Source organism: Streptomyces sp. NBC_01306, from assembly GCF_026340465.1.
Taxonomy (GTDB): Bacteria; Actinomycetota; Actinomycetes; order Streptomycetales; family Streptomycetaceae; genus Streptomyces.
The window spans coordinates 5,695,958-5,721,372 of record NZ_JAPEPC010000001.1; the positions used below are offsets into that span (position 1 = coordinate 5,695,958).

The following is a 25,415-nucleotide window of genomic DNA, read 5'->3' on the forward strand; positions in this document are numbered from 1 at the left end:
GCACCCCCGGAGCGGCGGGTAAGGTTAGGATTGCCTCACCGAAGCTGCTGAAGCTGCTTCGGGGTGGTGCCCGTCGTCAGCGATCCCGTCCGGGAGGTGAACCCGCGTGTATGTCTGCTCGTGCTTCGGCGTGACCGAGAAGCAGGTGAAGGACCACGCGGACGCCGGTGCCTGCACCCCCCGCGAAATAGCGTCGGCCTGCAAGGCCGGTACGGACTGCGGCGGCTGCGTACGCAGCATCCAGGCGCTCCTCGGCCGGGGAAGCTGCCCCCGCCGTGAACTGCTCGACGGGCGGCGGCAGCCCGCACAGGAGCCCGTCGGCCGGCCGGAGCCCGCCGGATCACCGCTCCCCGAAGCCGCCTGAGCCCCGCCCCGGCCCGTCCCTCTCAGCTCTCCGGCTGCTCGATCAGCTGGGCGATGTAGAGCGGCTCACCGAGTTTCTCGACCAGCTCCAGCTGGGTGTCGAGATAGTCGATGTGGTGTTCCTCGTCCGCCAGGATCGACTCGAAGATGTTCGCGGATGTGATGTCGCCCTTGTTGCGCATGACCTCGATCCCGCGCCGGAGCCGGTCGATGGCCTCGGCCTCGACCTGCCGGTCCGCCTGGAACATCTCGGTGACCGTCTGGCCCACCCGTACGTGGAAGAGCCGCTGGTAGTTCGGCAGCCCCTCCAGGAAGAGGATCCGGTCGGTGAGGATCTCGGCGTGCTTCATCTCGTCGAACGACTCGGACCTGGTGTATTTCGCGAGCTTGGTCCAGCCGAAGTTCTCCTGCATCTTCGCGTGCAGGAAGTACTGGTTGATCGCCGTGAGCTCTCCGGTCAGCTGCTCGTTGAGAAACTCGATGACCTCGGGGTCGCCCTGCATCGCAGAGGCTCCTTCCAGGGGTGGATCCGGGCAGATTCCGCGCATCCTGTCACCGCCCACCGGGGCAGTCCAGTAAGTGCAGGCTTAGTACGAGTTGACCTCATCGGTGCAGACCTGGTCATGACCACCCCGCGAGGTCTGTCACCATGGATACATGGGTCAGCCGGAGAGCCGGGAGCAACAGGGAGCGGTGCAGTCCGAGCTCCCGCCGGGGCAGCGGCTGCAGCGCGGCTGGCCGGTGACGCACTACGGCCCCGTCCCCAAATTCAAGCCCGACCGGTGGGAATTCCGGGTCTTCGGCGCCACCGCGGACGGTGAGAAGCACTGCTGGAACCACGAGGAGTTCTCGGCTCTGCCGTTCTCCACCGTGGTCGCCGACCTGCACTGCGTGACGAAGTTCTCCATGCTGTCGGCCGAATGGGGCGGCGTACGGGCCCGGACCCTGGTCGAGCTGGCACCGCCCGCGCCCCAGGTCACCCATGTGATGGTCTGGGCCGAGTACGGCTACAGCGCCAATCTGCGCCTGGCGGAATTCACAGATGCGAAGACTCTCTTCGCGACCCACAAGGCCGGTGAGCTGCTGACCGCCGAGCACGGGTTCCCGCTGCGTCTCGTCGTACCGAAGCTCTACGCCTGGAAGGGCCCGAAATGGGTCCGCGGGATCGAGTACATGACCGCGGACCGCCGTGGCTTCTGGGAGGAGCGCGGGTACCACAATCTCGGCGACCCCTGGCAGGAGCAGCGCTACTCGTACCAGGAAGGCCCCGGCGACGGCCCCGAGCTCTGAGCGGGCTGCTCACCGGTGGTGGAACCGTTCAGCGGAATTGTTCAGGGGTTTCCTCAGAGGCGGAGCGACTTCAGGCGGGCCACGTCCGCCGTGTGCCCCTCCTTGCCGCCGGGGGTCTCGATGATCAGCGGCACCCCCTCGGTCGCCGGGTGGGCGAGCAGTTCCCTGAACGGCTCCGCCCCGATATGACCCGCGCCGATGTTCTCGTGCCGGTCCTTGTGGGCGCCCGTGGCTTCCTTGGAGTCATTGGCGTGGATCAGCTTGAGCCTGCCCTCGCCGACGGTGTCCACGAGGAGGTCCAGGGTCTGGTCCATCCCGCCGGGACCCGCGAGGTCGTGCCCGGCCGCGTGGATGTGGCAGGTGTCCAGGCAGACGCCGAGCCGCGGGTGGGAGTCGAGCGCCTCGAAGTACGGGCCGAAGTCCCAGGTGCGTGAGCAGAGCGAGGAGCCCTGGCCCGCCGTCGATTCGAGCAGCAGGAACGGGTCGTCGTCGTGGGTCAGCTCGTCGAGCAGCGGCAGCAGATGCGTACGGACCTGCGCGAGCGCCTCGGACCGCGGACGGCCGCCGGTCGCGGAGCCGGTGTGCACGACGACGCCCAGCGCGCCGATCTCCCGGCCCCGGCGCAGTGAGTGGCGCAGGGACTCCACCGACTTCTCCACGGTCGCGGCCGTGTGCGAGCCGAAGTTGATCAGATACGGCGCGTGCACATAGGCCGCGATCGACTCGTTCGCGCACTCCTTGCGGAACTGCTCGTCCTGGTCCGGGTTCCCGGTGGGGGTGGCCCAGCCGCGCGGGTTGGCCACGAAGACCTGCACGGTCTCCGCGCCCAGTTCACGGGCGTAGGACAGTCCGGCCCTGGCGAGGCCGCCGGCCACGGGGACATGGCCGCCGATGGGGTTGCGCACGGTGTGTTCAGAGTCCCTTGGTCTTGATGGTGATGGTGCTGCCCTCGGGGGCCTGGCTGCCGCCGTCGACGGACTGGGTGTCGACGGTGTCGCTGAAGGACAGGAACGGCTTGTCGACATGGACCTTGAAGCCCTTGTCGGTGAGCGCGCTCTTGGCGTCGTCCACGTTGTCGCCCGTGACATCGGGGACGGTGATCATCCGGGGGCCCTTGGACACCGTCAGCGTGACGGTGTCGCCCTCCGCCGCCCGGGCCCCGTCGGCGGGTGACTGTTTGGCGATCTGCCCGGCGTCCTCGGGGGAGTTGATCCGCCCCGGTGCGACCACGACCTTGAGGTTCTCGTCCTGCAGGTCGGCGCGGGCGTCCTCCAGGGACTCGCCCGTGACATCCGGTACGTCGACCGGGGCGCCCTTGGAGACGACCAGGGCGATCGCGGAACCGGCGTGCCGGGTGCCGGACGCCGGGTCCGTACGGATCACCTTGCCGCGGTCGACGTCTTCGCTGAACTCCTTGGTGACCATGCCGGAGGCCAGTCCGGCCTTCTTCAGATCCTGCCGGGCCTGTGCGAGCGGCTCACCCCCGACGTGCGGCACCCGGACGATCTCGGGCCCGCGCGAGACGACCAGGGACACCGCGTCGTTGTCCCGGATGCGGGCGCCCGACGCCGGACTGCTGCTCATGACCTGGCCGCGGTCGTAGGTGTCGCTGAATTTGTGCTCGGTCTTCTTCACGTCGAGACCGGCGGCCGACAGCCGCGACTTCGCGGCCTTCTCGGGCTGGCCGAGGAGTGAGGGGACCCGGGTGAACTGGCCCGAGTTGATGTACCAGACACCGGCGCCGACCCCCAGTACCAGAAGGACGGCGACGACCGACGCGACCAGACCGCGGCGGGTCCGTCGGCCGCGTCGCACGGGCCGCCGTCCGGGCTCGGGCTCCTCCGCGGGGGGCATCACCAGACGGCTGGTCCGGTTGATCCCCGCGGCGGGCAGCGGGCGCCGGATCACATCCGTACGGTCCTCGGAAGAGCCGGCCCCGGCCGCCCGGGAGTCCATCGGCCCGCTCGGGAGCGCCTGCGGCGGTACGGCATCCAGCTCGGCGTCGCTCAGTGCGGCACGGGCCTCACGGACCTGGCCGAGCAGCGCCACGGCGTCGTACGGCCGGTCATCGGGGTGCCGGGCGGTGGCGCTCGCCACCAGGCCGTCCAGCCGGGCGGCGAGCCCCGGTACGGCGGCGGACGGCGCGGGCACGCCTTCGTTGAGGTGCTGGTAGAGGACCTGGGCGGCGGTGTCGCCGCTGTGCGGTTTGGCGCCGGTCAGCATCTCGTACAGCACCACACCGCAGGCGTACACGTCCGCCCGGGTGTCGGCCGTGCCCTGCTCGATCTGCTCGGGGGCCAGATAGGAGACGGTGCCCAGGATGGTGCCCGTGCTGTTCGTCTCGGTGTCCACGGCCCGGACGAGGCCGAAATCGGCGACCTTGACCCGGCCGTCGTCCCCGATCAGGACGTTCTCCGGCTTCATGTCGCGGTGGACGAATCCGGCCCGGTGCGCGGCGCCGAGTGCGGCCAGCACCGGCTCCAGGATGTCCAGGGCGGCGCGGGGGCACAGCGCGCCCCGCTCGCGCAGGACGTCGCGCAGCGTGCACCCGGCGACGTACTCCATCGCCAGATAGACATGCGCGCCGTCCGCGCCCTGGTCGAACATGCCGACCACATTGGGGTGGTCGAGGCGTGCGACGGACTTGGCCTCGCGGATGAACCGCTCCACGAACGTGGCGTCGACCGCCAGCGCGGGGTGCATCACCTTGAGGGCGACCACCCGGTCCAGACGGGTGTCGACGGCCCGGTAGACCGTGGCCATGCCACCGATGGCGATGCACGCCTCCACCCGGTAGCGGCCGTCGAGCAGCTGCCCGACGAGCGGGGCTTGCGGGTCACCAAGCGTCGTATCCACGCTGGCGAGTGTACGAGTCGGCGCTGACAGGGCCTAAGCCGTCCTGGTGAATCGGCCGCGACTGAAGCCGAGCTGTGACAGGGCGGGCGGGGGCCACGGGGAAGGCATCACACCCCTCCGCGGCCCCCGCCCGATCCGAGTGGGAGGCCCTGGAACGCGGGCCGCTCCGGTGGAGGGCCGCGCGCCCCTCAGAAGGCGGGCCGCTCCGGATCGAGGGCCGCACGGCCCTCCTCCGGTGACGACGCCCGGGCGAAGTGCCTCCGGGGGATCCGGCCCGCCCGGTACGCGAGCCGGCCCGCCTCCACGCCCCGCCGCATCGCCGACGCCATCAGCTCCGGCTCCTGCGCGCGCGTCACCGCCGACGCCAGCATCACGGCCGCGCACCCCAGCTCCATCGCCAGCGCCGCGTCCGACGCCGTACCGGCCCCCGCGTCGAGGATCACCGGCACTCCGGCCCGCTCCACGATGAGCTGGAAGTTGTGCGGGTTGCGGATACCGAGCCCGGAGCCGATGGGGGAGCCGAGCGGCATGATCGCCGCGCAGCCCGCCTCCTCCAGCCGCCGGGCCAGGACCGGGTCGTCGTTCGTGTACGGCAGGACCGTGAAGCCGTCGTCGACCAGTGTCTCGGCGGCGTCGAGCAGCTCCACCGGGTCGGGCAGCAGGGTGTGCTCGTCCGCCACGACCTCCAGTTTGATCCAGTCCGTGCCCAGCGCCTCACGGGCCAGGCGGGCGGTCAGGACCGCCTCGCCCGCCGTGAAGCAGCCGGCGGTGTTCGGCAGCACCTTGATGGCGAGCTTGTCGAGCACCGAGAGGACCGAGCCCTGCACCGTGGGATCGAGGCGGCGCATCGCGACCGTCGTGAGTTCGGTGCCCGACGCGATCAGGGACCTCTCCAGCACATCGAGGCTCGGCGCACCGCCGGTCCCCATGATCAGCCGGGAGGAGAAGACGGCGTCCGCGAGAGTGAGGGGATCGTCTGCCATGTCCGGTTCAGCCTCCTTGGACTGCGGTGAGGATCTCGACGCGGTCGCCGTCGCCGAGCGGGGTGCGGGACCACAGGCCCCGGGGTACGACGGTCTCGTTGACCGCGGCGGCGACCCCCGACGGAGCGCTGGTGAGGCCGGTGACCAGCACATCGACGGTGGTGCCCGGCGCGATCCTGCGGGGTTCGCCGTTGACCGACACAGCGACCGGCGGCGCATCGGCCGGCGGCACGTCCGTGGGTGTGGGAGGCATGTTCATGCGGACTGCTCCTGTTGTACGGGGGAGAAGCGCCGGGGAGTGAAGGCGCGGGCCTCGGCGGGCAGCTCCCCGGTGGTGAGCAGTTCGGCCATCACATCGCCGGTGACGGGGGTGAGCAGCACACCGTTGCGGAAGTGGCCGGTGGCCAGCAGAAGGCCGGGCAGCGCGCTCGGGCCGAGCAGCGGCGCGTTGTCGGGCGACGCGGGACGCAGCCCCGCGATCGTCTCGGTGAGCGGGAGTTCGGTGATGCCGGGCACCAGCTCATGGGCGTCGCGGAGCAGTTCGTACACCCCGCCCGCGGTGACCGTGGTGTCCCAGCCCAGCTCCTCGCTGGTCGCGCCGATCACAAGTTCGCCGTTCTCGCGCGGGACCAGATAGAGGTGGCTGCCCCGGACGACCGCCCGGACGGTCCGGCTGAGGAACGGCGCGTACACCGGCGGCACCGTCAGCCGCAGCACCTGCCCCTTGACCGGGCGTACGGGCGGAAGCACGTCGGCCGGTACGCCCGCGAGCTGTCCGCTGCGGCTGCCGGCCGCCAGCACCACCTGGCCGGCGCTGAGCGCGACGCCGCCGGCGAGCACCACACCGGTGGCCCGGCCGCGCTCCACCGTCAGACGCTCGGCCCGGTCGCGGTGGAAGACGACCCCGGCCCGCTCGCACGCGGTGAGCAGCGCCTTCGCCAGCCGTCGTGGGTCCACCTGGTGGTCGCCGTCCACCCGCAGCCCGCCGCGTACGCCCGGCGCGAGCATCGGTTCGAGGCGCCTGCACTCGCGCCCCGTGAGCCACTCGGACTCCAGGCCCGAGCGGCGCTGAAGTGCGTGCAGCTCCCGCAGATGTGCCCGGTCGTCGAGGTCGAGCGCCACGGCGAGGGTGCCGCAGGAGCGGTAGCCGAGATCCTGTCCTGAAGCCTCCTCCAGCTCGGCGGCGAACGCCGGATAGCGGCGGGCGGACTCCAGGTTCAGCCCGAGCAGGACCTGCTCGCCGTAGTGGAGTTCCGTGACGGCCGCCAGCATCCCGGCCGCGACCTGTGCGGCTCCGCCGCCCGGCTGCGGGTCGGCGACCGCGGTGCGCAGTCCGCGCTGCGCCGACCGCCAGGCGGTGACGAGACCGATGATCCCGCCTCCGACGACCAGTACGTCCGGCAGCGCGTCCGAGGTGTCGGCGCGGTGTGCGTGCTGGTTGGAGTGGTGTGCGTGCATGGGCGTCCAGCCCCTCCCTTCGCCGGCATGACCCGGATCAGGTTCGTACGGTCGGAGGCCGTCCAGCCTCCCTCTCAGCCCGGTGCGCCCGGACTCCCGCGAGTGGTTCAGCCCGGCCAGCCTAACCCCGGTCCCCGCCGCCCCGTAAGGCGTCCCCGGGCGGCCCCCTGTCCTGACGGTGTGTCAGCTGTTTATGGTGACCGGGTGAGTGAGCCGAGGAACGTCGTCATCGCCGGTGCGGGCATGGCCGGAGTGCAGACCGCTGTCGCCCTGCGGGACCAGGGCTTCACCGGACCCGTCACGCTGATCGGTGAGGAGCCCCACCAGCCGTACGACAGACCGCCGCTCTCCAAGTCCGTGCTGCTCGGCAAGGCCGATGGCTCCGCCTTCGACGTCGACTTCGGCGCGCTCGGGGTCGAGCTGCTGCTGGGGTGCGAGGTGACCGGCGTACGCCCGCACGACCGGGAGCTGGACACCGCGCGCGGCCCCGTCCCGTACGGGTCGCTGGTCGTCGCCACCGGTGCCGGTCCGGTCACGCTGCCCGGCAGCGAGGGCGTCCCCGGCGTCCATCTGCTGCGCACCCTCGACGACGCGGGGCGGCTGCGGGCCGTTCTCGCCGAGCGGCGGGACGTCGTGGTGGTCGGCGCGGGCTGGATCGGCGCCGAGTTCGCCACGGCCGCCCGCGAGGCGGGGTGCGCCGTGACGGTCGTGGAGGCGGCCGGCCGGCCCCTGGCCGGGGCGCTGCCGGCCGAGATCGCGGCGCCCATGGCCGACTGGTACGCCGACAGCGGAGCCGAACTCGTCACCCACGCGCGCGTGGCCCGTGTCGAGCCGGGCGCCGTGGTCCTGGAGTCCGGGCGGCGGCTGCCGGCCGGGGCCGTCCTCGTCGGCATCGGGGCCAGGCCCGCGACCGGCTGGCTGGCCGGCTCGGGCATCGCGCTGGGCGCCGACGGCTCGGTCACGGCCGACGAACGGCTGCGCACCTCGGTCGCCGATGTGTACGCGGTCGGCGACTGCGCGTCCTTCCCCTCCCGCCGGTACGGCGAGCGGCTGCTGGTCCACCACTGGGACAATGCCCTCCAGGGGCCGCGCACGGTAGCGGCGGACGTGATCGGCGAGACGCCGCAGATCTACGACCCGGTGCCGTACTTCTGGTCCGAGCAGTTCGGCCGCTTCGTCCAGTACGCGGGCCACCACGCGGCCGCCGACACCCTGATCCGGCGCGGCGACCCGTCGGGTTCGGCCTGGTCGGTCTGCTGGCTGCGGGAGGAGCGGCTGGTCGCGGTGCTCGCCGTCGGCAGGCCCCGGGACCTGGCCCAGGGCCGCAAGCTCATCGAGTCGGGAGCCCCGGTGGACCCGGTCCGCGCCGCCGACCCCGCCGTGCCGCTCAAGTCGGCGGTCCGCCGGGAGGTGAGCCGGCCGTGACGGCGCGCGCCCTGAAGGGCTGAGTCCGGGTATCGGCTGTCAGTGCGGGATGGCAGGCTTGTCCCGTGACCGAGATTGACGCAAAAACCGATGCTCTCATCCCCGCCTGGCTGCACCTCCCCGATATCGCCGAGATGTTCGACATCGAGGTGACCCGCGTACGCCAGCTGGTCAAGGACGGCAAGCTCATCGCCGTACGCCGTGGTGAGAACAGGGCGCTCCAGGTGCCCGCCGCCTTCATCGACGGCACCAAAGTGGTCAAGGGCCTCTCCGGGACCCTGACGCTCCTGCGGGACGACGGCTTCAGCGACGAGGAGATGCTGGAGTGGCTCTTCACCCCCGACGAGACCCTGCCCGGCACGCCCGCGCAGGCGTTGAGCGAGAATCGCGGGACGGAGGTGAAGCGCCGGGCCCAGGCGCTCGCCCTCTGAGCAGAGTGTGATCACCTCGCGGTGTACGGACCGGGCCCGCCCCGGGCCGTACACCGCGGTCCATCGCTGTCCGGCCGCCCAGCTGTCCAACGGCCCGGCAGCCCGCCGCCGTCCATGGGGGGAACGCCCGATGTCCACCGCACCCGCACCGCTGTCCGATGCCCGCCTGTACCTCTGCACGGACGCGCGCAGGCGCCAGGGGGACCTGCCCGAGTTCCTGGACGCAGTCCTGGCCAACGGCGTGGACATCGTCCAGCTCCGGGACAAGGGCATGGAGGCGGCCGAGGAGCTGGACCACCTCCGGGTCTTCGCCGATGCCTGCCGCCGGCACGGCAAGCTGCTCGCGGTCAACGACCGGGCGGATGTCGCACACGCCATCGCGTCCGACGTGCTGCACCTGGGCCAGGGCGACCTGCCGGTGCCCGCGGCCCGTGCGCTGCTCGGCCCCGACGTGCTCATCGGCCGCTCGACCCACGCCGAGTCCGAGGTGGACGCGGCCGCCGCGGAGCCGGGCGTGGACTACTTCTGCACCGGCCCCTGCTGGCCCACCCCGACCAAGCCGGGACGGTACGCACCGGGGCTCGGCCTCGTGCGGTACGCGGCGGCGCTCACCACCTCGCGCCCCTGGTTCGCGATCGGCGGGATCGACGCGGGCAACCTGGACGAGGTGCTGGACGCGGGAGCGCGCCGGGTGGTGGTCGTCCGCGCGATCACCGAGGCGGACGACCCGGCCGCCGCCGCTGCTGCTCTCGCCGCCCGGGTCCGGGCCCGTACCGGGCAGGAAGCCGGGTAGGGAGCCGGGCCGGGAGTCCAGGAGGGTAAGTCGGCAGGGGCCGGGCGGTGAGCCCGGCAGGGAAGCGGACGCGGCAGTTCCGGAGGATCCGGGAAGTGTCCGATGGGTGGACAACTATCTCGCAAATCGGTCATAAGGTCTCGGCGTGGTTGGGGTAGCGGCAAGCCCTGACTAATCTGCCCGTATGGCCTTCGGCACCTCATCCACCAGAACCGACCACGCCCCGACCGTGCGTGACCTGCTCGCGACCGGCAGGACGCTGTACTCCTTCGAGTTCTGGGCGCCCAAGACCGAGAAGGGCGAGCGGAACCTCTGGAACGCGCTGCGCCGCGTCGAGGCGGTGGCACCCAGCTTCGTCTCCGTGACCTACGGCGCGGGCGGTTCGTCGCGTGCGGGCACGGTCAGGGCCACCGAGCAGATCGCGTCCGACACCACGCTCACCCCGGTCGCGCACCTCACGGCCGTCGACCACTCCGTCGCCGAGCTCCGCAACATCATCGGCCAGTACGCGGACGCCGGAATCCGCAACATCCTGGCCGTGCGCGGCGACCCGCCCGGTGACCCGATGGGCGAGTGGGTCAAGCATCCGGAAGGCGTCATGTACGCCGCCGACCTGGTCCGGCTGATCAAGGAGTCCGGCGACTTCTGCGTCGGCGTCGCGGCCTTCCCCGAGATGCACCCGCGCTCGGAGAACTGGGAGAGCGACATCCGGCATTTCACCGACAAGTGCCGCGCCGGTGCCGACTACGCGATCACCCAGATGTTCTTCGACCCGGAGGACTACCTGCGGATGCGCGAGCGGGTCGTCGCCGCCGGCTGCGACACCCCGGTCATTCCGGAAGTCATGCCGATCACCAATGTGCGGCAGTTGGACCGGTTCGCACAGCTCAGCAACGCACACTTCCCGTCCGACCTGAAAGAGCGCATCCACGCGGTCAAGGACGACCCGGCCGCTGTACGCTCCATTGGCATCGAGTTCGCTACGGAGTTCTGCGCGAGGCTGCTCTCCGAGGATGTCCCTGGGCTGCACTTCATCACGCTGAACAACTCCACCGCGACCCTCGAAATCTACGAGAATCTCGGACTGCACAAGCAGTCCTGACCGGCACATCCGCCCCCCGCACGGGGCGGTGGCCGCAGAGAGGGGCGTACATGGGCTGGACGGTCCTCTATGTCGGGTTCGCATTCGTCGCGCTGTGGCTGCTGGGCGAAGTGCTCCTCCAGTACAAGGCCAGGCTGCGCTGGCGGCTGCTCGCCTTCGCCGGATTCCTCGGCGTGGTCATCGGTGTGCTGCTGCACTCCGTGCCGGTGATCGTGGTCGGGGCCATCGCGTTCGCCGTCGGCCAGCTGTACGTCACGCTCTCCTTCCGGCGCGGCTTCTCGACCGGCTGGGCCATAAAGGGCGCACCCCGGGAGAAGAAACGGCGCAGGGCACGCGGCGGGAGCGCGGCGAAGGACCCGGTACTCGAAGTCTCGGACCTGGAGTACGAGCAGCCCGGGCAGGAGCAGCCGGGCAGCCAGGACCAGCTGGACGGCACGCAGCGGGGCGGCCACGAGGACGCCTTCGCGCAGCACGGCCACGGCCAGGACCAGGATCACGACGGCTACGGGCAGCCCGCGTACGGCGCCGGCGGCTACGGGACGGACGAGGGCTCCGGCTACGACGGGTCCGCCTACCCGCCGCACACCGCGGACCCCGCCGGCTCCCCGCAGTCGCAGACCCCCGAGCCGATGGCCGCCGGCGTCTACGCCCCGCAGCCGATGCCCGACGACACCGGCCAGTACGGCATATACAGCGACACGGCGTACGGAACCGGAGCGCAGTACGGCTCCGGCTACGACCGCAACGGCCAGAACGGCCAGTCGTACGACGGCCAGTACGGCTACGGCGGCGAGCAGCAGCAGTACTCCGCCTACTCGGACCCGTACATCGGCGCGGGCCAGTACGGAGCCTCCTACGGAGGCCAGCAGCAGTACACCGATCCGTACGCGGACCAGTACGCCAACGACACCCCGCCCGGCGGGGTCTGGGTCCCGCAGCAGCGCGACACCGAACCGGCGTACGGCGCCCCGTACACCCCGCAGTACGACGAGCACCCCGAGCACCCCGAGCACCCGGGGCAGCCGCCGTACCAGAGCGGTCACAACGGCTACAACGAGCAGCAGCGGTACTGAGCGCCGGCGGCGGCGCCGGGCGGGGACGCGGTGACCCGGCGCGGGCGGCCGGTGCCGTGCCGTCCGCCGGGTGCTCACTGCGAGCCGCGGAACCCCTCGCCCTCGACGATCAGCCCGGCGGCCAGCGCCCCGGACATTCCGGCGTGGGCGAGTCCGCCGCCCGGGTGCGACCAGCCGCCCGCCAGATACAGGCCGGGCAGCGGCGACCGGTTGGGGGCGGGCAGCAACTGCCCCTGCGCACCGGCCAGGGCGGGCCCCGGCACCTGGAGTGAACCGGTTTCCCGCAGGGTGTCGGCGGGGGTCCGTACCTCGCGCCACAGCACGCGCTCGCGCAGCCCGGGCGCGGCGGTCTCCGCGGCTGCCACCACCCGGTCGGCGAACGCCGCAGCGTGTTCCTCGGTGGCCCACTCCTGCGCGCCGCCGACGGTCCCGCCGATGACCGGCACGGTGACCGTCAGTGTGAGGGACTCGTGACCCGGGCCCGGGACCAGCGCCGGATCGTCCGGGCGCAGCACCGTCACCATCGGCAGGGCGCGCTCCGTCCGGTGCACCACGGTGCGGTGGACGGTGCCCGCTTCCCGGTCCCCGCGCAGCGCGAGGCAGACCACGAACCGTCCGGTCCGCAGGTCCGTCTCCCGGTGCGGCCACCCGAGGGCCGACGGCAACGGGGCGCCCGCGACCACCTGATCGGCATCGACGCCACTCCCGTCGGCCAGCTCCAGACCACAGGCCCGGCCGTCCTTCTCGCGTACGCCGGTGACCTCGGCCGAGAAGACGAACTCGACCTTCCGCGCCAGGCACCGCGCGTACACCGCGTCCGCCAGCGCGCGCATCCCCCCGCGCACGTACCAGTTGCCGAAGGTCTGCTCCATGTACGGCAGAACGGCCGCCGACGCCGGCGCGGTCAGCGGATCGAAACCGTAGGACAGCGCGTAGCTCGCCAGCAGGGCGGCCAGCCTCGGATCCCGCAGCTCCCTGCCGCCGATCTCGCCGAGCGTGGACGTGCCGCGCCGCAGCAGCCCGGTCCTGAGCGCCGGGTACGGATCGCGGCCGAGCGGGCCGGGATCGGCGGGCAGCGGCTCTTCGAGGAGCGGGCGCCTGGTCCTGTCCCAGGTCTCCCGCGCCCGGTCGAGGAACGCACCCCAGCGGGCGCCCGCGCCGCCGCCCAGCGCCGCGTCCAGGGCCGCGACGGCCCCGGCGCGTGAGGCGTTCGGCAGCACGACGTCGGTCCCGTCGTCGAAGAGATGGCGGCTCGCCGGGTCCACCTGCACGAGTTCGACGCACTGCTCCAGCGGTTCACGGCCCGTCTTCACGAACAAGTCGCGGTAGACGGCGGGCAGTTGGAGCAGTCCGGGCCCGGTGTCGAAGGCGAAGCCGTCGCGTGCGAAGCGGCCCACCGCCCCGCCGTGGGTCGCCGTACGTTCGTACACCGTCACCCGGTGGCCTGCCACAGCCAGCCGGGCGGCAGCCGCCATGGCGCCCATCCCGGCGCCGATCACCGCAATCCGTGCCATGGCGGGAACTTTATCGGTGCCCTGCGCGCCCCCGGTGGGGCGGCGCACACACGTCTGAGTATCCGTACCTAGAGGCAGAGATGAGTAGTTACGCGGATGGGCCCCCACCTGCGAAGACGGCAGAGTGTGGGACACGGAAGGGGCGCAGCGCCGGCACTGCCGACACGGGGCGGCGGAACGGCGCGGCTCCCCCGACGAGTACGGGATGTACGGGGGAGTACAGCGGGGGAGTACGGGGGAAGCGCCGCCAGGAACGGCCCGGGAGACCGGGCCGGGACGGGCGGCGCTCTTTCTTTGTGAAGGCCCAGGTCAGAGCCGATTGTCAGTGGTGGCCCGCACGATGGGCACAGACGGCCACAGTGCCGTCACGCGACGACAGGAGGTTCCGTCATGGCTGGCTCGAACGCCGCACCAGCGCACCAGCACCGTGTCACCGCCCCTGCCCCTTCACTCGTCCCCGCTCCATTCGTCCCCGCGGGCGACATCCACCCGGTCGCGCGCCGCACCACGGCGCCCGCTGCCGCCCTCGACCTGCTGACCCAGGCGCGGGCCGGACTGGACGAGGCCGCCGGGCTCGAAGCGCCCAACGAGCGGTACGCGACGGCCCACCTCGCCGCGCTGCGTACCGCCGCCGCGGTCCTCGCCTCGCGGGCCAGGCCCGAGGCGGTGCCGCGCCGGAAAGCGGGCGGCGCCCGCCGCCGGAACGCCATCCGTACGGCCTGGGAGCTGCTGCCGGAGCTCGCGCCCGAGCTGACCGAGTGGAGTGCCCTCTTCGCCTCCGGAGCCGGCCGCAGGGCCAGGGCCGAGGCCGGTATACCGGGCGCGGCGAGCAGCCGCGACGCCGACGATCTGCTGCGCGACGCGGCCATGTTCCTGCGCCTGGTCGAGCGGTTGCTGGCCCTCCAGCCGGTGCTGCCGCGGCCCGGGACGGAGCAACCTCCACGGGGTGAGCACGTGGGGTGACCAGGGGGACCTTCCAAGGCAATAGGGTGGGAGCCAGTCTTTGCTGTCTACGGCCCGCCGTCCGCGGCGGCACCGCGCCGAGGAGTCAACCGCCGTGTCGGACCAGCCGCGCCCCCGCGCCTCCCTTCGTACCGCCGTGGTGTGGGACGTACTCAAGGACGCCCTCGACCGTCGGGCCGAAGCGTCCGGCCGGTCCACCCTGGACGTCCTGGACACCGGCGGCGGCACCGGGAACTTCGCGGTGCCCGTCGCCCTCCTCGGTCACCGGGTCACCGTGGTCGACCCCAGCCCCAACGCACTCTTCGGCCTGGAGCGCAGGGCCGCGGAGGCCGGGGTCGCGGACCGGGTGCGCGGGGTGCAGGGCGATGTGCTCGGCCTGTTCGACGTGGTGGAGCGCGGCGGATACGACGCGGTGCTCTGCCACGGCGTCCTCGAATACGTGGAGGACCCGGCCGAGGGCATCAGGAACGCGGTGGACGCGCTCCGCCCCTCCGGCGCGCTCAGCCTGCTCGCCGCCGGGCTCGGTGGCGCCGTCCTGGCCCGGGCGCTGGCCGGGCACTTCAGCGAAGCCAGGCAGGCGCTGACGGACCCGGCGGGACGCTGGGGCGACGGCGACCCGGTGCCCCGGCGCTTCAGCGCGGAACAGCTCACCGGGCTGGTCACCACGGCCGGTCTGGAGGTCGGCGCGGTGCACGGTGTCCGGGTCTTCGCCGACCTGGTTCCCGGGGTTCTGGTCGACACCGAGCCGGGTGCCCTGGAGGCCCTGCTGAAGCTGGAGGCGGCCGCGGCGGAGCTGCCCGCCTTCCACTCGGTCGCCACCCAGCTGCACGTTCTGGGCGAGAAGCAGGGCTGATCAGCAGTGCAGTCGCGCACGGACTGACACACAGGCCCCCCATACGGGGGCTAGTCCCCGTATGATCGGGGTAACCATCCGGCATGACGGTCCGGCCGTCGGGGAATGCACGCCCCGGCAGCTGTGCCTGCATGGCGGCCCGGATGGTGAATTGGCGTAGAGGGCGGGTTTCACGGGGGCGAATCCCTGCCTATTCTGGAAGGGCCGCATCACGGTCGTACCCCGCGACCGACGAGTAGGAGGACTCCGTGCCGCTCTCGGAGCACGAGCAGCGCATGCTCGAGCAGATGGAGCGAGCGCTGTACGCCGAAGATCCCAAGTTCGCGACAGCGCTTGAGGGAAGCGGGCTGCGTACGTACACCCGTCGCCGGGTGTACCAGGCGATCGCTGGCTTTCTGGTGGGTATCGCCCTCCTCATGGCAGGAATGGTCGCTCAGCAGATCTGGATCAGTGTGGTGGGGTTCCTCGTCATGCTCGGCTGCGCGGTGCTCGCGGTCACCGGATGGCGCAAAGCGCCCAAGCCCGGTGAACAGCAACAGGCCGGAGCCCCGGCCCCGGGCCGGCAGGCCAGGAAACACCGTTCGGTGATGAATCGCATCGAGGAGCGCTGGCAGCGCCGCCGCGACGAACAGGGGCACTGACCCCGGCTGTCCGACGATGGACCAACGCTGGACCAGCAACGGACCAGCGATCGAGGGGCGACCGCCCGGAAGCGGTCGCCCCTCAGCCATGACCGGCCCCCGGCGGCCCGTGCGCGGGCGGTTCAGCCGCGCTGCCGGGAGGGCCGCAGATTCGCCATCCGCCTGCCCAGCCCCGCACGGCGGCGGCCCCAGCGGTCCGCCGCACGCTCCCGGCGCCGGGAGATCTCCCACACCACTCGTACGGATGAGGACGGCGCCAGCACCGCACGGACCCGTGTCACCCGGCCCGCACCGGTCCGCAGCGCGGCCCGGACCAGCAGGACGTCATCGGTGAGGCGGCCCACCTCACCGGCTCGGGGCGCGTACAGCACCTGCTCCACCGCGTGCGCGGCCCGGTGCACCGCATCGGCCGCCGGACCCGCCAGCCCACCGGTCCGTACGATCCGGTCGGCCGACTTCCGAGGGGTGAGCGAGTCATCGGGCCGGACCCCGTAGTCCCACGCCGAATCGGTGATCTCCCGCCAGGCCGACAGCGTCCGCTCTGCCGCCGACGCTCCGGCGGACCCGGGCGTGCGCCCGCCGGACCCCAGCCGCCGGGCCCGCGCTCTGATACGCCAGAGCATCGGCAGCACGAGCAGCAGGACCACGAGCAGTGCAGCCAGCCCCAGGCCCACCTCCGCGCCCAGGCCGGTGCCCCGGCCGGCCGGCGGCACTCCGCCGCCCTGTGCCGCTGCCCCGCACCCGCTGATCTTGCGCAGCTGCGGCGGACAGGCGGACGCCGCGGACGGGGTCGCCTCCGGAGCGGGCGATGACGTGGACTCCGGCTGCGCAGGAGAGGCCGGACCGTCGGAGGAGTTGTCCGCCTGGGTGTAGGACGGTACGGAACCACGGGTGGGCGTCGGCTCGAAGCGTGTCCAGCCCACCCCCTCGAAGTACAGCTCGGGCCAGGCGTGCGCGTCGCGCAGCCCGACCGACATCGTGCCGTCCGGCTGCGCGGTGCCCGGAGTGAAGCCCACCGAGACCCTGGCCGGGATGTGCAGCGTCCTGGCCATCGCCGCCATCGTGAAGGCGAAATGGACACAGAAGCCCTGCTTCTCCTTCAGGAAGCGCGCGATGGCTTCGGTACCGGTGCCCGACTGCACCTGAGTGTCGTAGGTGAAGCCGCCCTCCGACGCGAACCAGTCCTGCAGTTTGACCGCACGCTGGTAGTCGTTCGTGGCGCCCTTCGTCACCTGCTCCGCCGTGGATTTCACCACGCCGGGCAGCGAGCCCGGCACCTCCGTGTACTCCCGGAGCAGGGCGGCGGGCGCAGGCGGGGCCGAGGCCAGCTGCGCCGGCGTCGGCTGTACGACCAGGCTGTCCACGCCGTACTGCGCACCGCGGGTGGTCTGCCCGCGGTCGCCGACGAGCGTCCGCCCGGCCGGCTCGAAGCGCCAGCGGCCCTTGATGTCCACCTTCGTCGCCGGATAGGGGAGCGGCAGCCAGTTCTGCGCGTACCAGCCGGCCGCCGAGATATTGGTCTTGACCTCGGTGGTGCCCACATCGGAGCCGAGCCCCTCCGGTCTCGGCAGTTCCTTCGGAACGCCCTGGATCCGGCGCTCCGACGACTTCCACGCGGTGCCGTCGAACTGGTCCAGCGAGACGATCCGCAGATACATCCCGTCGGTGTCGACCGCGTTGGTGCGGTAGCGCAGCACCTCGCGGTCGTCGGACTGGGTGAGGCTGTTCTGCAGCGAGACCAGCGGGTTGACCGCGGAGATGGTCCCGCCGCCCCCGGCTCCGGTGCCCCGCCCCGCGCCGCCGAGCAGCCCGGTGTCCATCGCGGGCAGCGCGGCCGGGAGCACCAGGGCGAACCCCAGCGCGGCCACCCCGATGCGCCGCCCCGTGCGGACCGGCGCCGACGGGCCGCCCGTACCGCCCGTGGAACCGGCGCTCCCGCGCTCGCGGGGCGAGCCGCCGAAGACCCGTCCCCACTGGGAGAGCCTCTCCTTGCTCTCGGCCAGCAGGAGCAGCAGATAGCCGGACGCGGCGAGCACGAACCACAGCCAGGCCGCGCCGCTCTGCGAGATGCCGGCCGCCACCGAGTACAGCGCGAGGAGCGGCAGTCCGGCCGGCGCGGCACTCCGGAACGTCACCGCCAGCGCGTCCACCAGCAGCCCGACCACCAGTACTCCGCCGAACAGCATCAGCCGTATGCTCGCGGTCGTCGGCGCCGGTATCGAGTACTGCCCGATGTCGTCGGCGCCCGTCCGCAGCATCGCCCCGAAATGCTCAACGGCCTCCGGGCCCGGCACGATGCCGCCGAGCGCCTGGCCGTGCGCGAAGACCACGGTCAGCATCAGCAGCGCGGTCACCGCCTGCGCCGCCACGGTCAGGGGCCGCGCCAGCGGGACCCGCCGGGCCAGCGCGCCCACGCCGCTCTGTACGGCCAGCAGCAGTGCGGCCTGGATGATCCACGTGACCGGCTGGACGAGCGGCAGCAGCGCACACGCGGCCAGCATCGTGGCCGCGTAGGCGCACAGCGCCAGCCTCGCCCGGCTGCTCATGACCATCCCCCTGTGCTTGCGCCTGTGCCTGTGCCTGTGCCTGCGGCGCCTGTGCCACTGCCCGCGCCGGTTCCCGTCGCCGCCGTGCCGCCGCCCGTAGCCGCTGTGCCGCCGTACCAGGACGCCGGGTCCGTACCGCCGCGCTGCTGCCCCGCCTGCCGCCACAGCTCGGTGAGCACCGCCCCGGGCCCGACCTCCAGCGCGGTCCAGCCGGCGTCCCGCAGCAGCCGCAGTGTCCGGGTGCCGTGCTCCGCCGCCGCCTCCCCGTGCACCCAGGCGTCACTGTTCAGTACGAAGGCGACGGCGGCCCCACTGCGCTGCCGTATCCGGGCGGCGACCGCGGCCTGCTCCTCGTCCAGACTGCCGAAGAAGGCGACGAGAAGTCCTTCGTTCCCGCCGCGCAGCACGTCGTACGAGCGGGAGAGCCCGGCCCCGTCGGAGTGTCCGACGACGGCGAGCGCGTCCATCATCAGCCCGGCCGAGTCGGCGGACTCCTGGGTGGCCCCGGCGAATCCCCCCGAGCCCTCGCCCGGCACCGAGCTGCCCGTGTCCGTCAGCAGCCGTACCGAGAAGCCCCGTTCGAGTACGTGCACCAGCGCCGACGCCGCCCCCGACACGGCCCATTCGAAGGCCGAGTCCGGCCCCGCGCCCTCATAGGCGGTCCGGCGGGTGTCGAGCAGCACCGTGCAGCGGGCCCGCTGCGGCTGCTCCTCGCGGCGCACCATCAGCTCGCCGTGGCGGGCGGTGGAGCGCCAGTGCACCCGGCGCAGATCGTCGCCGTGCCGGTATCCGCGCGGGATCACATCGTCCTCGCCGGCCAGCGCGAGCGAGCGCTGTCTGCCGTCCCCGTACCCGGCCGACTCACCGGTCAGCCGGACCGGCGGCAGCTGCTCGGTCCTGGGAATCACCGTCAGGTTGTCGTGCGCGCTGAACGACCTGGTCAGCTCGCACATCCCGAACGGGTCGGTGAGCCGCAGCTGGAGCGGGCCCAGCGGATACCGCCCGCGCAGATCGGAGCGGACCCGGTACGACACCTCGCGCCGCCCGCCCGCCTCCACCCGGTCCAGGACGAAACGGGGCCGCGGCCCCAGCACGTACGGCACCCGGTCCTGGAGCATCAGCAGCCCCGTGGGCAGCCGCGAGACGTTGTCCATCCGCAGATGGACGCGGGCCTCGGACCCGGCGGGCACCCGGGCGGGGGAGAGCCGCCTGCTGGCCGCGACGCGGTACCGCGTACGGAACAGCACGGCCACACACACCAGCGGCAGCACAGCGAGCAGCAGCCCCACCCGCAACAGATCGCTCTGGCCCAGGACATACGCGCAGACCGCCGCGGCGACACCTGCCGCGATGAACGAGCGGCCCCGTGTGGTCAGCCCCGACAGCGCGGTCCGCAGCCCGCCGCTGTCCTCGTCGGCGGCGGCCGGAGCACCCCCGACGGCCATCACAGCCGCCGGGCGCCGGGCTGCTGGTTGTTGTACGCGGGAACGGGAGTCCGCTGGAGGATCTCCAGGACGACCTGCTCGGCGGTACGGCGGTTCAACTGGGCCTGGGCCGTGGGCAGCAGCCGGTGCGCGAGCACCGCGACGGCCAGCGCCTGGACGTCGTCGGGCAGCGCGTACTCCCGTCCGCTCAGCGCCGCCGACGCCTTGGCGGCCCGCAGCAGGTGCAGGGTGGCGCGGGGGGAAGCGCCGAGTCTGAGGTCCGGGTGGCTGCGGGTGGCCGTCACCAGCTGCACCGCGTACCGCCGCACCGCGTCGGCGACGTGCACCGCGCGCACCGCGTCGATGAGCTTCAGGATCTCGTGGGCGTGCGCCACCGGCTGGAGGTCGTCGAGCGGTGAGACACCGCCGTGCACGTCGAGCATCTGGAGTTCGGCCTCGGGGCTGGGATAGCCGATGGAGACCCGCGCCATGAACCGGTCGCGCTGCGCCTCGGGGAGCGGGTAGGTACCCTCCATCTCCACCGGGTTCTGCGTGGCCACCACCATGAACGGGGCGGGCAGCTCGTACGTCTTCCCGTCGATGGTGACCTGGCGCTCCTCCATCGATTCGAGCAGCGCCGACTGGGTCTTCGGCGATGCGCGGTTGATCTCGTCGCCGATCACGATCTGCGCGAAGATCGCCCCGGGCTTGAATTCGAAGTCGCGCCGCTGCTGGTCGAAGATCGAGACACCGGTGATGTCCGAAGGCAGCAGGTCGGGCGTGAACTGGATGCGCCGCACCGAGCAGTCGATGGTGCGGGCCAGCGCCTTGGCCAGCATGGTCTTGCCGACGCCCGGCACATCCTCGATGAGAAGATGCCCCTCGGCGAGCAGCACGGTCAGCGAAAGCCGTACGACCTCGGGCTTGCCCTCGATCACACCCTCCACCGACCCGCGGATACGCTCCGCCGTGGTCGTCAGATCCGCGAGGCTCGCTCGATCGTCATAGGTCGTCACCCGGCCCTCCTCGGCCCTACTCCCACGCTCCTGAGAAGCAGGGGATACCCGTCCACGGACCTGGGCACTGCGTACGGCCCCGGCCCAACCCCGAACAGCTGACGCCCCGCCCGGAGGGATCCGGACGAGGTGTCGCCCTCGCATTGTTGTTGCCGTTACCGCTTCGTGTCACTCGCCTGTGGACAAGTGGGCCGGATATGTCGCAGGTTGCCGTGATTTCGTCCTGCTCCGAGGGTGCGAACGGCAGCCCGGAACCTCACTCCTGAGGGTTCTGGCCGACCGGGTCGATCTCGCGCAGAAGCCCCGCCCGTACGTCGAAGACGAAGCCCCGGACGTCGTCGGTGTGCAGCAGGAAGGGCGAGGTCCGCACACGCTGCATCGACTGGCGTACGTCCTGGTCGACATCGCGGAAGGACTCCACAGCCCAGGGCGGACGCTGACCCACCTCTTCCTCCAGCTCGATCCGGAAGTCCTCGGTGAGGCTCTCCAGGCCGCAGCTGGTGTGGTGGATCAGTATCACGCTCCGCGTGCCCAGGGCGCGCTGGCTGATGGTCAGGGACCGGATGACGTCGTCGGTGACCACACCGCCCGCGTTGCGGATCGTGTGGCAGTCACCGAGATCGAGCCCGAGAGCCTTGTGCAGATCGAGTCGCGCGTCCATGCACGCGACCACAGCCACCTGGAGTACGGGGCGCGCGTCCATGCCGGGGTCCTTGAACGCCTCGGCGTAGTGGCGGTTGGACTCGACGAGCCGGTCGGTCACCGTTCCGCCGTCGGACACGGCCAGGTGCGGACGGGACGGGGTGGGCTCTGCGGGAGAGTGCGCAGCGGTCGACATGTGTATGACGGTAGCCGCCGTTGATCGAACGGTCCTGCCAGGGGGCCGGAAAAAAAGTGTCAACACGGGCGGTTGTGAGCTAATCCACAGCGGTGATGGCCAGTAACCCGTTCGGGTGAAAGCCGGGGTCCGCGGCGCGCTGGGCGGTTGATTGACCGGGGGGACGAGTGGACTAAAGTGGCGCGAAGTGGGAGGCGTGAGCGTCGTCACGTGCTGTACGGGCGCACTCCTCACGGTCACTCACCGCAGACACATCTGCTTGACGGACATATCCCGCACACCCGCGCATGCGCGGCGTACGTACGGCCCGGCCCTCTCCCGCTCGCCGGCCGGCCGACGCCCTTCCCGGCGCCGGCGGACCGTCCCCTTCCGAGCGGGCGGGGACCCGGCAGTACGTCCGGCCGCGCCGTACCTGAGAGGGCGCATGAGCCAGTCCCGACATGTCCCGGTGATGCTCCAGCGATGCCTGGACCTGTTGGCCCCGGCGCTCGCCCAGCCCGGTGCGGTCGTCGTCGACTGCACCCTCGGCCTCGGCGGCCACAGCGAGGCGCTCCTTTCGACCTTCCCGGCGGCCCGGCTGATCGCACTCGACCGCGACAAGGAAGCCCTGCGGCTCTCCGCCGAGCGGCTCGCGCCGTTCGGCGACCGGGCCACCCTGGTGCACGCCGTCTACGACGAACTGCCCGAGGTCCTGGACCGGCTGGACGTCCCGCGCGTACAGGGAGTCCTCTTCGACCTCGGCGTCTCGTCGATGCAGCTGGACGAGGCGGACCGCGGTTTCGCCTACGCCCAGGACGCCCCGCTCGACATGCGGATGGACCAGACGACCGGCATGGGCGCCGCCGAGGTGCTCAACACCTACCCGCCCGGCGAACTGGTCCGGATCCTGCGCGCGTACGGCGAGGAGAAGCAGGCCAAGCGGATCGTCTCCGCTGTCGTACGGGAGCGTGAGAGGGAACCGTTCACCAACAGCGCCCGGCTGGTCGAGCTGATCCGCGACTCGCTGCCGCAGGCCGCCAAGCGCACCGGCGGCAACCCCGCCAAGCGCACCTTCCAGGCCCTGCGCATCGAGGTCAACGGCGAACTGACCGTGCTGGAGCGTGCCATTCCGGCCGCCGTGAAGAGCCTCGCCGTGGGCGGGCGCATCGCCGTCCTCTCGTACCACTCGCTTGAGGACCGGCTGGTCAAACAGGTCTTCGCGGCGGGCGCTGCCAACACGGCGCCGGCCGGTCTGCCGGTGGTGCCCGAGCGCTACCAGCCGCGGCTCAAGCTCCTCACCCGCGGTGCGGAACTTCCCGCGGAGGAGGAGGTCGCGGACAACAGGCGCGCGGCACCCGCCCGGTTGCGGGGTGCGCAGCGCATCCGCGAGGAGGCGCTGTGAGCAAGCCGCCCCGGCAGTTGAAGGGCCGGGCCGCGCGGCTCGCCGCGCTCATGCCGGCCGGGCCCGGCAGAGCGGCCCGGATGCCCTTCGTGCTGCTGGTCGTGGTGCTGCTCGGCGGTGGCCTGATCACGCTCCTGCTGCTCAACTCGGCGCTGAACGAAGGTTCTTTCAAGCTCAGCAAGGACCAGAAGCAGATCACCGAGCTGACCGACGAGGAACAGGCGCTGCAGCGGGACGTCGACGGCCGCTCCGCACCCGGGGCGCTGGAGAAGCGGGCCCGCGAACTCGGCATGGTGCCGGGCGGCGGCCCCGCCTTCCTCGACCCGGACGGCAAGGTCCTGGGCCAGGCCGCCGAGTCCACGGCGCAGCCCGCACCGCCGCCTCCGGCCACGCCCAAGCCGTCCGCCACCCCTTCGGCACCGGCCGCGACCCCCTCGGGCGGCGCGCCCTCCGCGCCGGCCGGCACGACAGCGGCGCCGACCCATACCCCCGGCAGGTGACGCAGTGCCGTCCAAGGAACCCCCGCGCCGCCGCGTACCGGGACCCGCGCGTCCGGCACGGCCCGCCGCACGGAGCGCACGCCCGGCGCAGCGCCGCCCGCGCCCCGCACGCCGGCCCAGGACACTGCGGCTCGGCAGCCCGCGCCCCCGGCTGCGGCTCGTCAGCCTCGCCCTGGCCCTCGTGATGGCGGTCTTCGTCGTACGGCTGCTCCAGGTCCAGGCCATCGACGCGAGTGCCTACACGGCCAAGGCGGACAAGAACCGCTATCTGAGCCACACGCTGACCGCCGAGCGCGGGGAGATCACCGACCGCAGCGGTGTGGCCCTGGCCGCCAGCGTCGACGCGTACGACATCACGGCCGACCCCACGATGTTCAGCCGGGCCCAGAGCCACGCGACCGACGCCCCCGAGCAGGCGGGCGCTCTGCTCGCACCGATCCTCGGTGAGGACGCCGAGGCGATCGCGCGGAAACTCAGGACGCCCGACACCCGTTACGTACTGCTGGCGAGCCGGCAGACCCCGCAGGTCTGGAACCAGATCAAGGACCTGAAGAACGTCTTCGCGCAGAAGGCGTCCGCGGACAAGGCCAAGGGCGGCAAGGGTGCCGATGTGATGGCCGGGGTCTTCCAGGAGCCGAGCACCAAACGCGTGTACCCGAACGGCGACCTCGCAGCCGGGGTGCTCGGCTGGGTCAACTCGGCGGGCCAGGGCGCCGGCGGCCTGGAGTCCTCGCTGAACAAGGAGCTGGCGGGCAAGAACGGCAAGATCACTTATGCCCAGTCGGGCGGCCGTACGGTGCCGACCGCCGGGACGAGCGAGAAGCCGGCCGTCCCCGGCTCGGACGTCGAACTGACCCTGGACCGTGACATCCAGTGGGCCGCGCAGAGCGCCATCGCCGCCCAGGTGAAGGAGTCCAGGGCCGACCGCGGCTATGTGGTGGTGCAGGACACCAGGAGCGGTCAGGTCCTCGCCATGGCCGACGCGCCCGGCTTCGACCCCAACGACCTGACCCACGCCGACCCCGCCGCACTCGGCAACGCCGCGGTCCAGGACGCCTACGAGCCGGGCTCCGTCAGCAAGATCATGTCCATGGCCGCCATCATCCAGCAGGGGGTGGCCACCCCGACGACCCATGTCACCGTCCCCAACCGGCTGCACCGCGGGGACCGGCTCTTCAAGGACGACGTCGACCACGACACCTGGTCGCTGACGCTCAACGGCGTACTGGCCAAGTCCAGCAACATCGGCACCATCGAGGCCGCGGGCCAGCTCGGCAAGACGCAGCCCGAGGCCAACAGGGTCCTCTACTCCTATCTGCACAAGTTCGGCATCGGAAGTCCCACCGGGGTCGGCTTCCCCGGCGAGACATCGGGGATCCTGGCCAAGCCGCAGGACTGGTCGACGTCCCAGCAGTACACGATCCCGTTCGGACAGGGGCTCTCGCTCAGCGCGCTGCAGGCGGCCTCCGTGTACTCCACGATCGCCAACGGCGGTGTACGCGTGCAGCCCTCGCTGATCAGCGGCATCAAGGGCCCCGACGGCCGCTTCACCCCGTCGCCGGCCCCGAAGGAGAGCCGGGTCGTGAGCGAGCGGACGGCGAAGACGGTCTCCCGGATGCTGGAGTCGGTCGTCAGCGACGTGGAGGGCACCGGCATCTCCGCCCGTATCCCCGGCTACCGGGTCGCGGGCAAGACGGGCACGGCCAACCGGGTGGACCCGAAGACAGGCCGCTACAGCGGATACACCGCCTCCTTCGCGGGCTTCGCCCCCGCCGACAAACCCCGGGTCACCGTCTACTGCGCCATCCAGAACCCCACCAGCGGAAGCCACTTCGGCGGCTCCACCTGTGGCCCTGTTTACAAAAAGGTCATGGAGTTCGCCCTCAAGACCCTCCAGACCCCGCCGACCGGCAAGAAGGCCGACCCGCTGCCGGTCACCTTCGGCCCTCACCAGTGACTGGGAAC

The 25,415-nt window shown here is 72.0% G+C and carries 24 protein-coding genes and 1 riboswitch; of the genes, 13 read left to right on the plus strand and 11 right to left on the minus strand.

Annotated elements, in window-relative coordinates:
* The first annotated feature begins 106 nt into the window (after window positions 1-106).
* The gene (locus OG385_RS25115) at window positions 107-364 is read left to right on the plus strand and encodes a bacterioferritin-associated ferredoxin (RefSeq protein WP_266857868.1); all 258 of its coding nucleotides are present in this window, start codon (window positions 107-109) and stop codon (window positions 362-364) included.
* Between the two features lie 22 nt (window positions 365-386).
* Here OG385_RS25115 and bfr read toward each other — a convergent pair whose 3' ends face one another.
* The gene (gene bfr, locus OG385_RS25120; protein ID WP_266857870.1) at window positions 387-866 is read right to left on the minus strand and encodes a bacterioferritin; all 480 of its coding nucleotides are present in this window, start codon (window positions 864-866) and stop codon (window positions 387-389) included.
* Window positions 867-1,020: 154 nt separating this feature from the next.
* Between bfr and OG385_RS25125 the strand changes: the two genes are divergently transcribed.
* Window positions 1,021-1,653: a sulfite oxidase-like oxidoreductase gene (locus OG385_RS25125; protein WP_266857872.1), complete on the plus strand. Its 633-nt coding sequence runs from the start codon at window positions 1,021-1,023 to the stop codon at window positions 1,651-1,653.
* A 53-nt stretch (window positions 1,654-1,706) separates the two neighbouring features.
* Here OG385_RS25125 and OG385_RS25130 read toward each other — a convergent pair whose 3' ends face one another.
* From OG385_RS25130 to thiO, 5 genes are all read right to left on the minus strand, one after another.
* On the minus strand, window positions 1,707-2,558 hold the full coding sequence (locus OG385_RS25130; RefSeq protein ID WP_266857874.1) for a deoxyribonuclease IV: 852 nt from the start codon (window positions 2,556-2,558) through the stop codon (window positions 1,707-1,709).
* Between the two features lie 7 nt (window positions 2,559-2,565).
* Window positions 2,566-4,509 (minus strand): Stk1 family PASTA domain-containing Ser/Thr kinase, encoded by a 1,944-nt coding sequence (gene pknB / locus OG385_RS25135; protein ID WP_266857876.1) that lies wholly within the window; start codon window positions 4,507-4,509, stop codon window positions 2,566-2,568.
* 188 nt (window positions 4,510-4,697) lie between these two features.
* Window positions 4,698-5,492: a thiazole synthase gene (locus tag OG385_RS25140; RefSeq protein WP_266857878.1), complete on the minus strand. Its 795-nt coding sequence runs from the start codon at window positions 5,490-5,492 to the stop codon at window positions 4,698-4,700.
* 7 nt (window positions 5,493-5,499) lie between these two features.
* Window positions 5,500-5,751 carry a sulfur carrier protein ThiS gene (gene thiS / locus OG385_RS25145; protein ID WP_266857880.1) on the minus strand — a complete coding sequence of 84 codons (252 nt, stop codon included), beginning with the start codon at window positions 5,749-5,751 and terminating at the stop codon, window positions 5,500-5,502.
* Window positions 5,748-6,950, minus strand: coding sequence for a glycine oxidase ThiO (gene thiO, locus OG385_RS25150; protein WP_266857882.1), 1,203 nt, complete (start codon window positions 6,948-6,950; stop codon window positions 5,748-5,750). Before thiO ends, thiS begins: the two co-directional genes overlap by 4 nt.
* A riboswitch (TPP riboswitch) is annotated at window positions 6,948-7,060 on the minus strand. It overlaps the preceding gene by 3 nt.
* Window positions 7,061-7,154: 94 nt before the next feature.
* Here thiO and OG385_RS25155 point away from each other — a divergent pair.
* From OG385_RS25155 to OG385_RS25175, 5 genes are all read left to right on the plus strand, one after another.
* Window positions 7,155-8,375, plus strand: coding sequence for an NAD(P)/FAD-dependent oxidoreductase (locus OG385_RS25155; RefSeq protein WP_266857884.1), 1,221 nt, complete (start codon window positions 7,155-7,157; stop codon window positions 8,373-8,375).
* 65 nt (window positions 8,376-8,440) lie between these two features.
* Window positions 8,441-8,806, plus strand: coding sequence for an Rv2175c family DNA-binding protein (locus OG385_RS25160; protein WP_266857886.1), 366 nt, complete (start codon window positions 8,441-8,443; stop codon window positions 8,804-8,806).
* A 130-nt stretch (window positions 8,807-8,936) separates the two neighbouring features.
* Window positions 8,937-9,599, plus strand: coding sequence for a thiamine phosphate synthase (thiE, locus tag OG385_RS25165; RefSeq protein WP_266857888.1), 663 nt, complete (start codon window positions 8,937-8,939; stop codon window positions 9,597-9,599).
* Between the two features lie 184 nt (window positions 9,600-9,783).
* Window positions 9,784-10,701 carry a methylenetetrahydrofolate reductase [NAD(P)H] gene (gene metF / locus OG385_RS25170; protein WP_266857890.1) on the plus strand — a complete coding sequence of 306 codons (918 nt, stop codon included), beginning with the start codon at window positions 9,784-9,786 and terminating at the stop codon, window positions 10,699-10,701.
* Between the two features lie 50 nt (window positions 10,702-10,751).
* Window positions 10,752-11,774, plus strand: a complete 1,023-nt coding sequence (locus OG385_RS25175) for a hypothetical protein (protein WP_266857892.1) — start codon at window positions 10,752-10,754, stop codon at window positions 11,772-11,774.
* Between the two features lie 74 nt (window positions 11,775-11,848).
* Here the strand turns inward: OG385_RS25175 and OG385_RS25180 are convergent, their stop codons facing one another.
* Entirely contained in the window at window positions 11,849-13,288 is a 1,440-nt protein-coding gene (locus tag OG385_RS25180; RefSeq protein WP_266857894.1) for an NAD(P)/FAD-dependent oxidoreductase, read from the minus strand.
* Between the two features lie 390 nt (window positions 13,289-13,678).
* Between OG385_RS25180 and OG385_RS25185 the strand changes: the two genes are divergently transcribed.
* From OG385_RS25185 to OG385_RS25195, 3 genes are all read left to right on the plus strand, one after another.
* Window positions 13,679-14,251 carry an SAV_6107 family HEPN domain-containing protein gene (locus tag OG385_RS25185; protein WP_266857896.1) on the plus strand — a complete coding sequence of 191 codons (573 nt, stop codon included), beginning with the start codon at window positions 13,679-13,681 and terminating at the stop codon, window positions 14,249-14,251.
* Window positions 14,252-14,345: 94 nt separating this feature from the next.
* Window positions 14,346-15,104 (plus strand): methyltransferase, encoded by a 759-nt coding sequence (locus OG385_RS25190; RefSeq protein ID WP_266857898.1) that lies wholly within the window; start codon window positions 14,346-14,348, stop codon window positions 15,102-15,104.
* Between the two features lie 248 nt (window positions 15,105-15,352).
* Window positions 15,353-15,745: a DUF3040 domain-containing protein gene (locus OG385_RS25195; protein ID WP_266857900.1), complete on the plus strand. Its 393-nt coding sequence runs from the start codon at window positions 15,353-15,355 to the stop codon at window positions 15,743-15,745.
* Between the two features lie 122 nt (window positions 15,746-15,867).
* Here OG385_RS25195 and OG385_RS25200 read toward each other — a convergent pair whose 3' ends face one another.
* The 4 genes from OG385_RS25200 to OG385_RS25215 form a co-directional block, all read right to left on the minus strand.
* Entirely contained in the window at window positions 15,868-18,291 is a 2,424-nt protein-coding gene (locus tag OG385_RS25200; protein WP_266857902.1) for a DUF3488 and transglutaminase-like domain-containing protein, read from the minus strand.
* Window positions 18,288-19,736: a DUF58 domain-containing protein gene (locus tag OG385_RS25205; RefSeq protein WP_266857904.1), complete on the minus strand. Its 1,449-nt coding sequence runs from the start codon at window positions 19,734-19,736 to the stop codon at window positions 18,288-18,290. Before OG385_RS25205 ends, OG385_RS25200 begins: the two co-directional genes overlap by 4 nt.
* A complete protein-coding gene (locus OG385_RS25210) occupies window positions 19,736-20,731 on the minus strand; it encodes a MoxR family ATPase (RefSeq protein ID WP_266857906.1) in 996 nt (331 codons plus the stop codon). The genes OG385_RS25205 and OG385_RS25210 overlap by 1 nt, the downstream gene beginning before the upstream one ends.
* Before the next feature lie 256 nt (window positions 20,732-20,987).
* The gene (locus tag OG385_RS25215; RefSeq protein WP_266857907.1) at window positions 20,988-21,569 is read right to left on the minus strand and encodes a carbonic anhydrase; all 582 of its coding nucleotides are present in this window, start codon (window positions 21,567-21,569) and stop codon (window positions 20,988-20,990) included.
* Between the two features lie 424 nt (window positions 21,570-21,993).
* On the opposite strand from OG385_RS25215, the gene rsmH reads away from it, so the two are divergent.
* From rsmH to OG385_RS25230, 3 genes are read left to right on the plus strand one after another with little or no spacing between them, the layout of a single operon-like run.
* A complete protein-coding gene (gene rsmH, locus OG385_RS25220; RefSeq protein WP_266857909.1) occupies window positions 21,994-22,950 on the plus strand; it encodes a 16S rRNA (cytosine(1402)-N(4))-methyltransferase RsmH in 957 nt (318 codons plus the stop codon).
* Window positions 22,947-23,450: a septum formation initiator family protein gene (locus OG385_RS25225; RefSeq protein WP_266857911.1), complete on the plus strand. Its 504-nt coding sequence runs from the start codon at window positions 22,947-22,949 to the stop codon at window positions 23,448-23,450. The genes rsmH and OG385_RS25225 overlap by 4 nt, the downstream gene beginning before the upstream one ends.
* Before the next feature lie 4 nt (window positions 23,451-23,454).
* Window positions 23,455-25,407, plus strand: a complete 1,953-nt coding sequence (locus OG385_RS25230) for a penicillin-binding protein 2 (RefSeq protein ID WP_266857913.1) — start codon at window positions 23,455-23,457, stop codon at window positions 25,405-25,407.
* Window positions 25,408-25,415 lie beyond the last annotated feature (8 nt).

Bases quoted from the DNA above. Each gene is read 5' to 3' on its own strand.
- OG385_RS25185 (WP_266857896.1), top strand. From the start codon at position 13,679: ATGGCTGGCTCGAACGCCGCACCAGCGCACCAGCACCGTGTCACCGCC.
- OG385_RS25125 (WP_266857872.1), top strand. From the start codon at position 1,021: ATGGGTCAGCCGGAGAGCCGGGAGCAACAGGGAGCGGTGCAGTCCGAG.
- thiE (WP_266857888.1), top strand. From the start codon at position 8,937: ATGTCCACCGCACCCGCACCGCTGTCCGATGCCCGCCTGTACCTCTGC.
- OG385_RS25215 (WP_266857907.1), bottom strand. From the start codon at position 21,569: ATGTCGACCGCTGCGCACTCTCCCGCAGAGCCCACCCCGTCCCGTCCG.
- OG385_RS25200 (WP_266857902.1), bottom strand. From the start codon at position 18,291: ATGAGCAGCCGGGCGAGGCTGGCGCTGTGCGCCTACGCGGCCACGATG.
- OG385_RS25205 (WP_266857904.1), bottom strand. From the start codon at position 19,736: ATGGCCGTCGGGGGTGCTCCGGCCGCCGCCGACGAGGACAGCGGCGGG.
- metF (WP_266857890.1), top strand. From the start codon at position 9,784: ATGGCCTTCGGCACCTCATCCACCAGAACCGACCACGCCCCGACCGTG.
- thiO (WP_266857882.1), bottom strand. From the start codon at position 6,950: ATGCACGCACACCACTCCAACCAGCACGCACACCGCGCCGACACCTCG.
- OG385_RS25175 (WP_266857892.1), top strand. From the start codon at position 10,752: ATGGGCTGGACGGTCCTCTATGTCGGGTTCGCATTCGTCGCGCTGTGG.
- thiS (WP_266857880.1), bottom strand. From the start codon at position 5,751: ATGAACATGCCTCCCACACCCACGGACGTGCCGCCGGCCGATGCGCCG.
- bfr (WP_266857870.1), bottom strand. From the start codon at position 866: ATGCAGGGCGACCCCGAGGTCATCGAGTTTCTCAACGAGCAGCTGACC.
- OG385_RS25140 (WP_266857878.1), bottom strand. From the start codon at position 5,492: ATGGCAGACGATCCCCTCACTCTCGCGGACGCCGTCTTCTCCTCCCGG.
- OG385_RS25180 (WP_266857894.1), bottom strand. From the start codon at position 13,288: ATGGCACGGATTGCGGTGATCGGCGCCGGGATGGGCGCCATGGCGGCT.
- rsmH (WP_266857909.1), top strand. From the start codon at position 21,994: ATGAGCCAGTCCCGACATGTCCCGGTGATGCTCCAGCGATGCCTGGAC.